The 11,472-nt window shown below is 75.8% G+C and carries 6 protein-coding genes; 3 read left to right on the forward strand and 3 right to left on the reverse strand.

Going from position 1 to position 11,472, the window contains the following annotated elements; translation table 11 throughout:
- Nucleotides 1-91: 91 nt before the first annotated feature.
- Entirely contained in the window at nt 92-1,153 is a 1,062-nt protein-coding gene (locus AB0I11_RS24985) for an NAD-dependent epimerase/dehydratase family protein (protein WP_357325159.1), read from the reverse strand.
- Between the two features lie 235 nt (nt 1,154-1,388).
- On the opposite strand from AB0I11_RS24985, the gene AB0I11_RS24990 reads away from it, so the two are divergent.
- Together AB0I11_RS24990 and AB0I11_RS24995 are read left to right on the forward strand one after the other, a co-directional pair.
- Complete coding sequence (locus AB0I11_RS24990) at nt 1,389-2,708, forward strand: molybdopterin-dependent oxidoreductase (RefSeq protein ID WP_357325162.1); 1,320 nt, start codon at nt 1,389-1,391, stop codon at nt 2,706-2,708.
- On the forward strand, nt 2,701-3,150 hold the full coding sequence (locus tag AB0I11_RS24995; protein ID WP_357325165.1) for a hypothetical protein: 450 nt from the start codon (nt 2,701-2,703) through the stop codon (nt 3,148-3,150). The genes AB0I11_RS24990 and AB0I11_RS24995 overlap by 8 nt, the downstream gene beginning before the upstream one ends.
- Before the next feature lie 15 nt (nt 3,151-3,165).
- Here AB0I11_RS24995 and AB0I11_RS25000 read toward each other — a convergent pair whose 3' ends face one another.
- Together AB0I11_RS25000 and AB0I11_RS25005 are read right to left on the reverse strand one after the other, a co-directional pair.
- Nucleotides 3,166-4,164 (reverse strand): hypothetical protein, encoded by a 999-nt coding sequence (locus AB0I11_RS25000; RefSeq protein WP_357325168.1) that lies wholly within the window; start codon nt 4,162-4,164, stop codon nt 3,166-3,168.
- Between the two features lie 141 nt (nt 4,165-4,305).
- Nucleotides 4,306-5,532, reverse strand: a complete 1,227-nt coding sequence (locus AB0I11_RS25005; RefSeq protein WP_357325171.1) for an SLC13 family permease — start codon at nt 5,530-5,532, stop codon at nt 4,306-4,308.
- Between the two features lie 96 nt (nt 5,533-5,628).
- On the opposite strand from AB0I11_RS25005, the gene AB0I11_RS25010 reads away from it, so the two are divergent.
- Nucleotides 5,629-11,427: a TIR domain-containing protein gene (locus AB0I11_RS25010; RefSeq protein ID WP_357325174.1), complete on the forward strand. Its 5,799-nt coding sequence runs from the start codon at nt 5,629-5,631 to the stop codon at nt 11,425-11,427.
- Nucleotides 11,428-11,472 lie beyond the last annotated feature (45 nt).

Below are 11,472 nucleotides of genomic sequence, written 5' to 3' on the forward strand. Positions count from 1 at the left end.
GTGAGAAGGGTGTTGATGTCTGTCGTCACAAACGGATCATCAACACCCTTCGCTGCGTCCGCAGCCCCGCCTTGAGTTAGGACTTACTCGTCTAGGCGGGGAGGGCCGCGGGCTCGCGCAGCGGGTCGGTGGCGAAGGCGGTCACCCCGTCCACGAAGCCCACCTCGGCGGTGAAGCCGAGCAACTCGCGGGCCCGGCGCGGGTCGGCCACCACGTGCCGCACGTCGGCCGCCCGCGCGCCGCCGACCACCTCCGGCTCGGGGCCGCCCATGGCCCGGGCCAGCGCCACCGCCAGGTCGCCGACCGTGTGCGGCTCGCCGGAGCAGACGTTCACCGCCACCAGGCCGTCCGGCGTGGGCGCGGTGAGCGCCCGCAGATTGGCCCGGGCCACGTCGGTGACGTGCACGAAGTCGCGGCGCTGCCGGCCGTCCTCGTAGACCAGCGGCGCCCGCCCGCCGGCCAGCGCCGAGCGGAACAGCGAGGCCACCCCGGCGTACGGGGTGTCGCGCGGCATCCGCGGCCCGTAGACGTTGTGGTAGCGCAGCGCCCACACCCCGCCCACGGTCTGCCGGGCCCAGGCGGCGGCGTAGTGCTCCTGGGCGAGCTTGCTGGCCGCGTACGTGCTGCGCGGCTCCAGCGGGGCGTCCTCGGGAACCAGGGCCGGGGCGAGGGTGCCGCCGCACGCCGGGCAGGTCGGGTCGTACCGGCCGGCGGCCAGGTCGGCGGGGCGGCGCGGCGCGGGCCGGACCACCCCGTGCCGCCGGCAGGTGTAGCGCCCCTCGCCGTAGACCACCATCGAGCTGGCCAGCACCAGCCGGGACACCCCGGCCCGGTGCATCGCGGCGAGCAGCACCGCGGTGCCGTGGTCGTTGTGGCCGGCGTAGTCCGGGGCGTCCGACGGGTCCAGCCCGTGCCCCACCATTGCCGCCTGGTGGCAGACCGCGTCCACCCCGGACAGCAGCCGGTCCAGCAGCCCGGCGTCGCGCACGTCGCCGATCACCGGGTCGTGCCGTCGGGACCACTCGGGCAGGGTGCCGCCGTGCGCCTGGGGCAGCAGGGCGTCCAGGCACACCGGTTCGTGCCCCTCGGCGACCAGCAGGTCGGCGATCTGCGATCCGATGAAGCCGGCGGCGCCGGTGACCAGTACCCGCATGCGACCCACGCTAGGGCACCGGGCGGCCCGGACCGGCCGGTTCGCGGTGGACGTCAGCGGTCGGTAAGAGTCCGGCGGCACCGCCTCCGCCAGCCGGGTGCCTCGGCGGGCGGGCCGGGCGGGCCGCCCGCCGCGCGGTAAGCGTTCGGTAATGCGGCAAACCGGGCCGGCCGGCCACGCCGGCGTCTAGCGTCTGGCTGGAGCACCGGACCGCGCGCCGCCGACAGGAGGAGACGTGCCCACCAGCCCACCGCCGCCGGACGACGCACCGGCCGCCGCCCCGGCGGCGCTGTGGCGCCGGCTGGCCCGGCACCGGCCGCCCGTGGTCGACACCCTCGACCGCGCCTGGCGCAGCCCGGCCCGCGGGCCCTGGCTGACCTCCGTGCTCGGCGCCGTGCTGCTGGCCACCCTGCCCCTGGTGATCGTCACCGGCCTGCTCGACTGGATCGCCTACGCGCCCCGGCTCGACCAGGCCTTCCCCGGGAACGTGGGCTGGCTGCACCCGCCGGTCTTCGCCTGGCCCACCCGGCCCGCCTGGCTGTTCCGGGTCACCCAGGGCCTGCACGTGACGCTCGGCATCGTGCTGGTGCCGGTGGTGCTGGGCAAGCTCTGGTCGGTGGTGCCGAAGCTCTTCGACTGGCCGCCCGCCCGCTCGGCCGCGCAACTGCTGGAGCGGCTGTCGCTGCTGCTGCTGGTCGGCGGCATCCTCTTCCAGACGGCCACCGGCCTGCTCAACATCCAGTACGCGTACCTGTTCGGCTTCGACTTCTACACCGCGCACTGGTACGGCGCCTGGATCTTCACGGCCGCCCTGGTGACGCACGTGGCGATCAAGCTGCCCCGGATGCTCACCGCGCTGCGCGGGCCGAACCTCGGGCGTACCCCGCTGGACCGCACCGGGCCGGAGCCGGCGGACCCGGACGGCCTGGTGGCCCGGCGGCCCGGCCCGGCCACGATGAGCCGGCGCGGGGTGCTGGCCCTGGTCGGCGGCGGCTCGCTGCTGCTCGCCGCGCTGACCGTCGGGCAGAGCGTCGACGCGTTGCGCCGCACCGCGCTGCTGCTGCCCCGGGGCCGGCTGGCCGGCGCCGGCCCCACCGGCTTCCCGGTCAACCGCAGCGTCGCCGCGGCCGGCGTCACGCCGGAGCAGACCGGGCCGGCCTGGCGGCTCACTTTGCGCGCCGGGGACCGCACCGCCACCCTGGACCGGGGCCGGCTGCTCGCCCTGGGGCAGCACACCGCCACCCTGCCGATCGCCTGCGTGGAGGGGTGGTCCACGTCGCAGACCTGGACCGGGGTCCGGTTGCGGGACCTCGCCGCCCTGGTCGGCGCGACCGACCCGGGCTCGGCGTGGGTGCGCTCGCTGGAGCGCACCGGCCAGTTCCGCCAGGCGAGGCTGCAGGGCAACCAGGTCACCGATCCCGACGCGCTGCTCGCCCTGCGGGTCAACGGCGTCGACCTCAGCCCGGACCACGGCTACCCGGCCCGGATCATCGTGCCCGCACTGCCCGGGGTGCACTGCACCAAGTGGGTCGAGGAGATCGTCTTCGATGGCTGAGTTCCGGCGGGCGTACGGCGCCGCGCCCTGGCACCTGGCGCTGCTGGCCGGCTGCTTCGCGGTCACCGGCTGGATCGCGCTGCGGCTGGCCGGTGAGGCGTCGGCCGGCCGGATGCTGCTCTGGTTCGTCGGCGCGGCCGTCGCGCACGACCTGGTTCTCTTCCCGGCGTACGCCTCGGTCGACCGGGTGCTGCGGGCCACCCTGGGCCGACGGGGGACGCCGTCGTTGCTGAACCACGTCCGGGTCCCGGCGCTCGGCGCCAGCCTGCTGTTCCTGGTCTACCTGCCGGGGATCCTCGGGCTCGGCGACGGCACGTACGCCTCGGCGACGGGCCTGGCACCCCGGGCGATGCTCGGCCGGTGGCTGGCGGTCAGCGGGGCGCTCTTCGCCGCCAGCGCGCTGCTGTACGCGGTCCGCCGGCTGTCCGGCCGGCCGGGCTGAGCGGGGCCGGTCCGGTCAGCGCGGCCGGCACTGCTCGGTGTCGTCCGGCCCCATCCAGCATTCGGTGTGCGCACCGCCGGTGCCGGTGACCCGGAAGGGGCGGCCCGCGTCGTCGACCGTGACGGTGCCGGTGCGGCCCTGCGACGCCCAGTCCACCTCGATCGTCCAGTCGCAATCGCAGGCGGCCGTGTGGCCGACGACGACGAACGTCTCGGCATCGCTCACCGACACCCGGTAGGGAAAGCGGATCTCCTTCCGTTCGTGTTCGGGGACGTGCTGTTCGCCCTCCTCGAATCGGCCGCTGGTGAGCAGCGGCGGTTGCTTGTCCAGGTCCGCGTCCACCCATCGGTAGGCGCCCGAGCCACCACCGCCCAGCCCGATGAGCACACCCGGCACGGGCGGGCGTCGCGCCAGCACGCGCACCCGCAGGTCGGTGAGGGTCACCTGCGCCTCGCTGATCCCCTGGACGGTGAAGTAGACCTCTGATCCGAAGGCCGGCACGCCGGCTGCCTCCCGGGCCCAGGACGACCAGTCCTCCGCCCAACCCGGCCGGGCCGGGATCTTCGCCACCGGCGCGTCGATCAACCAGCCGAGGCTCGAGTCGTGGCTGGTGCGGACCGCGATGGTGAACGGCAGCCCGTGCGACTCCGGCGGCGGCGGCGCGAGGCCCGAGGCGAGGAGCCACGCGGTCACGACCGCCGTCACGACAGCTGCGGCGACGCCGGCGAACCAGCGGCCGGCGGGCGGGCCGACCGGTGCCAGTCGGCGCAGCAGCGTCCGCAAGCGACCCGGCCGGCACGGTCCGGGCCCGGGCCCCGCGTCCGGCGCCGGCCCAGCCGGCTCGGCCGCCCCGGCGGGCTCGGCGGGCTCGGCCGCCCCGGCGGCTCCGGCGGGCTCGGCGGGCTCGACCGCCCCGACGGGCTCGGCGGCGCCAGGGGGCTCGGCCGCCCCGATGGGCTCGGCGGGCTCGGCGGGCTCGGCCGCACCGGCGGAAGGGTCGCGCGTCTCCGGCACCGGGCCACCTCCCCTTCGCCGGCCACCGACCGCATCAGTGCACACGACCCTCGGTGACAGTGCAAGAGCCCGGTACGGGCGGGCGCGGGAATCCGGGCCCGGTCGTCGCGACCCGGATCGCCCGTGCGCCAACCAGGACGGTCAGGAAACCACCAGCAGGGCGGCGACCGTGGCCGCGGTGGCCAGGGCGGCGAGCGCGGCGCTGGTGGCGACGAACCGGCCCAGCGGCACCGCCACCCCGGCGGCCCGGCAGCGCTCGTACCAGATCAGGGTGGCCAGCGACGCCCACGGGGTGGCCAGCGGGCCGACGTTGGTGCCGACCAGCAGGGCCAGTAGTTGGGTGTGGTGGTCGACGGCGATCACCGCCTCCCCGGCCAGGTACGCGGGCAGGTTGTTGACCACGTTGGCGGAGAGCGCGCCGACGGCGCCCGCGCGCAGCGCGCCCTCGGCGCCCGGGTCCCCGCCGATCAGCGTGCCCATCACGGTGTCCAGCCCGAACCGGCCGATGGTCTGCACCACCAGGAAGAGCCCGGTCACGAAGACCAGCAGCCGCCACGGCACCAGCGCGAACCGCAGGCTGCCCCGGGCGCGCACCGCGAACCCGGCGACCAGGATGGCGGCGGCCACCCCGGAGGCGACGCCGATCTCGACCCCGACCAGGATCCCGGCCACGAAGAGCAGGCAGGCCAGGATCGCGGTGCGGTACAGGACCCGGTCGGGCGGCACGTGCGGCGGCGGGGGCACGAAGGGGTCGGCGCCGGCCCGGGCCGGCCGCCAGTACCACCACCACAGCAGCACCATGGTGATCACGATGGCCACCAGTTGCGGCGCCCACATCCGGGCCGCCCACGGCACCGGCTTCAACGCGATCCGGTCGCTGGCCAGGATGTTGGTCAGGTTGGACACCGGCAGCAGCAGGCTCGCCGTGTTCGCCAGCCAGACCGTGGTCATCGCCAGCGGCGTCGGTGGCACGCCGAGCTTGCGGGCCAGGGCGATCATCACCGGGGTGAGCAGCACGGCGGTGGTGTCCAGGTTGAGCGCGATGGTGGTCACCGAGGCGAACCCGACGCAGAGCCAGAACAGCGCCCGGTAACTGCCCCGCGCGGTGATCGCCACGCGCGCGGCGAGGGCGTCGAAGACCCCGGCCACCGCGGTCAGCTCGGCCAGCACCACGACCGTGCCGAGGAAGACCAGGATGGGCCCGATCCGGCGGAGGGTGGCCTCGGCGTCGGCCCGGGGGAGCAGGCCGGTGAGGACACAGGCCACGCCGACCACCGCGAGCCCGATCGCGATCCAGTCCAGCACGTGCAGCCGGCCCCAACGCGATCGGTCCGGTACGGCGGACGGCGGCTCGCCGACGGTCTTCACGACGCATGATCCTCGCACACCACCGCGCGGCCGGACGCGCCCGACGCGGCTGCCGAGGGTGGCCACCGATTGACCGTCGGTGGTGATAATGACCACGTGGCTGTAGGCGCGCACCCCACTCGGTCCGACCGCCCCATCGACTTCTTCATCAGCTACTCGCCGGCCGACGAACGCTGGGCCACCTGGCTCGCCTGGGAGTTCGAGGCCGCCGGGTACCGCACCCTGTTGCAGGCGTGGGACTTCGTGGCCGGCACCAACTTCATCGACTTCATGGACCGCGGGGTCCGCGAGGCCGAGGTGGTGGTGGCGGTGCTCTCCGAACGCTACCTGCACTCCACCTACGGCAAGCTGGAATGGCAGGCCGCGCTGCGCGCCGACCCGGACGGCACCGGCAACAAGCTGGTCACCGTCCGGGTGGAGGACTGCCCGATCGACGGGCTGCTGGCCACCATCACCTACGTCGACCTGGTCGGCGTCACCGACCCGGCGCAGGCCCGGGGCCGGGTGCTCGACCGGATCCGGGAGGCCCTCGACGGCCGGGCCAAGCCGATGCGGCAGCCGGCGTTCCCGCACCACCCCGCCGATCCGGCCGGGGTGCTCGCGGCACCGGCCGCCGGCCCGCCGGCGCCCCGGCGGGCCCGGCGTACGCCGATCAACCCGCCGCCGTTCCCGCCCGCCGCGACCACCGCGCCGGTGTCCCGCGGCACGCTGACCGTGCTCCAGGTGGCCGGGCCGCGCTTCGGCCGCGGCATGATCGCGCCCGGCGCCCCGGTCACTCCCGGCGAGCTCCAGGAACACCTGATGGGCGACCTCACCCTGCTGATGAACGACGGGGTGCCCCGCCCGGACCTGCTCGTGGTGGCCGGAAACCTGACCGAGTCGGGCAGCCCGCGGGAGTTCTCCGACGCGCTGACCTTCCTCACCGGCCTGCGGGTGCTGCTCGGGCTGGAACCGCACCGGCTGGTCGTGGTGCCGGGCCCGCGCGACGTCACGATGGCCGCCAGCCGGGCGTACTTCGCCACCTGCGAGGCCGACGACGTCGACCCGCAGCCGCCGTACTGGCCGAAGTGGCGGCACTACGCCCGGCTCTTCGACGAGCTGTACCAGGGCCTGGAGGACCGGATCTTCGACAGTGAGCAGCCGTGGACGCTGTTCCCCGTGCCGGACCTGCGGGTGGTGGTGGCCGGGCTGAACTCCACCATCGCGCTCACCCACCGCGAGGAGGACCGGTACGGCTTCCTCGGCGAGGCCCAGTCCACCTGGTTCGCCCAGCGGCTGCGTCACTACCAGCAGTCCGGCTGGCTGCGGCTGGGCGCCATGGCGCACGCGCCCGGCCCGCGCACCCCGTACGCCGACGAGGTGGCCATCCCGGACGGGGTCACCCTGCGCGACCGCAGCGGGTTTCACCGCCTGGTCGGGCCGATGCTCAACCTGCTGCTCTGCGACGCCGCGCCCGGCGCCCGGGTCGACTCGGCGGTGCCGCTGGCCACCACCTCCCGCGACGGCCGTGCCCAGCTGCTCCGGCTGGCCGCCGACGGGATGACCCGCTGGGTGCTCGGCCGCGACGACCGGCACGACGTCGGTGAGCCGGCGGCGCTGCGCTGGCCCGGGACGGAGGCGACCTTCGGGGCGGCCGGCCCGGCCCAGGTGCCCGACCCACGGCTGCCCACCGTCGACGAGGGGCCGACCCAGGGCGCGGCGGCCGATCCGCCGGCGGCCGTCCCGGCCGGCGCGCCACCTGCGCCGCTGGACCGCCTGCTCGACCGGCTCGCCGAGGTGTGCGAGGCCCGCCACGACCGGGTGCTGGTGCGCCGGGTGCCGGCCGAGCCGCCGCACCTGTTCGTCACGTACCGGGCCGACGGGGTGGTCCGCCAGCAGCGGGTCGGCGGGCATGTCGGCACGCCCACCGCCGCCGACGTCGACCACTTCGCCCGGCGGGTGCACGCCACCGACCCGGACATCCCCTCCGAGCTGGTCTACGACGGGGACCGGGTGCCGCGCGGGCTGGCCGAGGCGGCGCAGCGGCGCGGCGTCCGGGTGCTGCACCTGACCGAGTTCCAGGGCCTGCTGGACCTGCGCGACTACGTGGCCGCGCAGACCGCCCGGCTGCAGGCCGACCGCCTCTACCCGCCCGGCCAGTACGTGCCGCAGCGCTACCGGCACCTGGTCGGCGCCGACCAGCGGGTCCGCGAGGACGTGGTGGACGAGCTGCTGGAGCTGGCCTCCGCCCCGGACGGCCGGTTCGTGCTGGTGCTCGGCGACTTCGGCCGGGGCAAGACGTTCGCGTTGCGGGAGGTGGCCCGCCGGCTGCCCACCGCCGCCCCGGACCTGATCCCGATCCTGGTGGAGCTGCGCGCCCTGGACAAGGCGCACTCGGTCGACGGCCTGGTGGCCGCGCACCTGGCCAACCACGGCGAGCAGGTGATCGACCTCAAGGCGTTCCGCTACATGCTGCGGCAGGGGCGCATCGTGCTGCTCTTCGACGGCTTCGACGAGCTGGTGGCCCGGGTGACCTACGACCGGGCGGCCGACCACCTGGAGACGCTGCTGCAGGCGGCCGAGGGCAACGCCAAGATCGTGGTGAGCAGCCGGACCCAGCACTTCAAGACCAACTCGCAGGTGCTCACCGCGCTCGGCGAGCGGGTCGGGCTGCTGCCGCACCGCCGGGTGCTGGCCATCGAGGACTTCACCCCCGGCCAGATCGAGTCCTTCCTGCGCAACCGGTACGGCGGTGACGAGCGGGCCGCCCGGGACCGGATGGACCTGCTCGCCGGCGTGAAGGACCTGCTCGGGCTCTCCCGCAACCCGCGGATGCTCGGCTTCATCGCCAACCTCGACGAGGGGCGGCTGGCCGCCGTGGCGGGCGCCGGCGGCACGTTCAGCGCCGCCGCGCTGTACCGGGAGATCCTGGAGTCCTGGCTCGACTTCGAGGAGCGGCGTACCCAGGGGATCCCGGGCGCGCCGGTGAACCTGCGCCGCCCCGAGCTGTGGCACGCGGTCGGCCGGCTGGCCTTCCAGCTCTGGGAGACCGGCGAGTCGTACCTGCGCCTGGCCGAGCTGGCCGAGACCACCGGCCAGCTCGCCGGGCTGGCCGACTCCCGGCTGTCCGGCCCGCAGGCGGCGCACGCCGTGGGCGCCGGCAGCCTGCTGGTACGCACCGACGACGGCCTGTTCGGGTTCATCCACACCTCGGTGATGGAGTGGCTGGTCGCCGAGGGCATCGCCGCCCAGCTCAACCGCGGCGAGGAGCCGGCGGCGCTGGCCGTGCGGCCGCTGTCGGCGCTGACCGTGGAGTTCCTCGGCGACCTCGCCGACCCGGCCCGCTGCACGGCGTGGACCGCCCGGGTGCTCGGCGACGAGAGCGCCGGGGAGACGGTGCGGGCCAACGCGTTGCGGCTCAGCGCCCGGCTGCGGCTGCCCGACCGGGCCGACCTGCGCGGCGCGGTGCTGCGTGGCGAGGACCTGTCGCACCGGGAGCTGGCCGGCGCCGACCTGACCGGCGCCGACCTCACCGACACCCGGCTGGTCGCCACCAACCTGGCCGACGCCCGGTTGGCGCATGCCCGGCTGCGCGGCGCCCGCCTGGACCAGGCCCGCCTGGCCGGGGCGGATCTGCGCGGCGCCGAGCTGGGCGGGGCCCGGCTGTTCCGGGCCGACCTGCGCGGCGTCCAGCTCTCCGGCAGCAGCTGGCACCGGAGCGCCCTGATCGACGTGAGCGCCGATCCGGCGCTGCTGCGCGCGCCGGAACTGCGCGGCGCGGTGGTCGCCCCGGGCCGCCCGGTGGTGCCCGGCCTCGCGCCACCCGCGGTGGGCGTCTCGTACGGCTTCGAGGTGGGCCGGCTGCCGGTGCCCGCCGGGTACAGCCCGGACGGGTCGGTGCTCGCCGTGGGCAGTGACGACGGTGGCGTGCTGATCTGCGACACCGCGACCGGCCTGCCGGTGCGTACCCTCCAGGGGCATCGCGGCCGGGTCTACGCGGTGCGTTTCGACGCCGCCTCGCACCAGCTGGTCACCGGCGCGGCGGATCTCACCGTCCGGCTCTGGGACGCCGACCACGGCGACGTGCGGCACGTCATCGAGGACGTCTTCGCCGGCTGGGTGTGGCCGCTGCTCACCGACGGCAGGCGGGGCCGGCTGGTGGTCGGCGACGCGGCCGGCGTGGTCCGGCTCTACGACACCCGCACGGCGCGGCTGCGCCACGAGTGGCCGGGCCACGCCGCGCCGATCTGGGGCACGTCGTTCAGCCCCGACGGCCGCCGGCTGGTGGTGGTGGACAGCGCCGGCGTGGTCCGCGGCTGGGACGTCGCCTCGGGCCGGCCGGTCTTCGAGGTACGTGAGCCGGAGGTGGTCTACCGGGTGGTGCACACCCCGGACGGCCGGCACTTCGTCGCGGTGGGCCAGCACGGCCGGGTCTGGATCCGCCGGGCCGCCGACGGGACACTGCTGCGCCAGGCGCGCGGCCACGAGGCCGACGTGTACGCCCTCGACGTACACCCGGACGGGACGATGCTGGCCACCGGCGACACCCACGGCGCCCTGCGGCTCTGGGAGGTGGAGACGGGCCGGCCGCTGCGGGTGCTGGGGCGGCAGCGCGGGGCGATCTACAGCGTCCGGTTCAACGCCGCCGGCAGCCTGCTCGCCAGCGCGGCCAGCGACGGCGCCATCCAGCTCTGGGACGCCGCCGACGGTCAGCTCCGGCACGAGCTGACCCGGCATCGCGGCTCGGTCTGGCCGGTGGTCTGGCGGCCCGACCAGGCCCAGGTGGCCACCAGCAGCAACGACGGCACCACCCGGCTGTGGGACGTACGGACCGGTCAGCTCCAGCACACCCTGCGCGGGCACGGCCGGCGGATCACCGCGCTCTCCTTCCGCGACGACGGGGAGGTCCTCGCCGCGTGCGGCAACGACGGCGTGGTGCGGCTGTGGGAGCCGCGCACCGGCCGGCTGGTCCGCCAACTCGCGAGCCCGGCCGACCGGCTGCTCTCGGCGGTCTTCTGCCCGGGTGAGGCGCTGGTCGCCGCGCCCAGCGGCGACGGCGGGGTGCACCTGTGGAACACCGACACCGGCACCGACGAACGCGAGCTCAACGTGGACACCGACCACGTCTGGGCGGCCGCGTTCAGTCCGGACGGGGACGCGCTGGCGACCGCCAACGACGACGACACCGTCCAGCTCTGGTACCGGCGCACCGGCCGGCACTTCGGCACCCTCGCCCCGCACGAGGGCCGGGTGCGGGCGGTGGCCTTCAGCCCGGACGGCGAGACCATCGCCACCGGCTGCGACGACCGGCTGGTCCGGCTCTGGGACGCGGCGACCGCCTCCTGCCGGCTCACCCTGGCCCGGCACACCGACCGGGTGTACGCGGTCAGCTTCAACACCGAGGGGTCGCTGCTCGCCAGCGCCAGCAACGACGGCACCGCGGTGATCTGGGACGCGCACACCGGCGAGCCGCGCACGGTGCTCACCGAGCACTCCGGCCGGCTCTGGTCCTGCGCGTTCAGCGGCAACGGTGCGCTGCTCGCCACCGCCGGCGACGACCTGGTCATCCGGCTCTGGGATCCGGGCACCGGCCGGCTGCACGGCACCCTGTCCGCGCACACCCGGCGGGTCTGGTCGGTGGCGTTCAGCCCGGACGGCAGCCTGCTGGCCAGCGCCGGCGACGACGGCACCGTCCGGCTCTGGGACGTCGCCGACCCGGAGCAGGCGCAGCTGCGGGCCACCCTGATCGGCCTGCCCGAGGGCTGGGCCGCGGTCAGCCCGGACGGCCGGTACAAGCTGGACGGTGATCCGGGCGGCCAGTTCTGGCACGTGATCGGCACCTGCCGGTTCGAGGTGGGGGAGCTGGACCCGTACCTGACCCAGGTGCGCCGGCTGGCCGTCGACGCCCCGTTCTGACCCGCGCGTCATCCGCCCGGCGGCCGTCGCTGTCCGGGGGGCCGG

It is taken from the genome of Micromonospora sp. NPDC050495 (genome assembly GCF_040655175.1).
Taxonomy (GTDB): Bacteria; Actinomycetota; Actinomycetes; order Mycobacteriales; family Micromonosporaceae; genus Micromonospora.

Excerpts from the sequence above, each read along its gene's own strand:
- AB0I11_RS24985 (WP_357325159.1), bottom strand. The coding sequence starts at position 1,153 with ATGCGGGTACTGGTCACCGGCGCCGCCGGCTTCATCGGATCGCAGATC.
- AB0I11_RS24995 (WP_357325165.1), top strand. The coding sequence starts at position 2,701 with ATGGCTGAGTTCCGGCGGGCGTACGGCGCCGCGCCCTGGCACCTGGCG.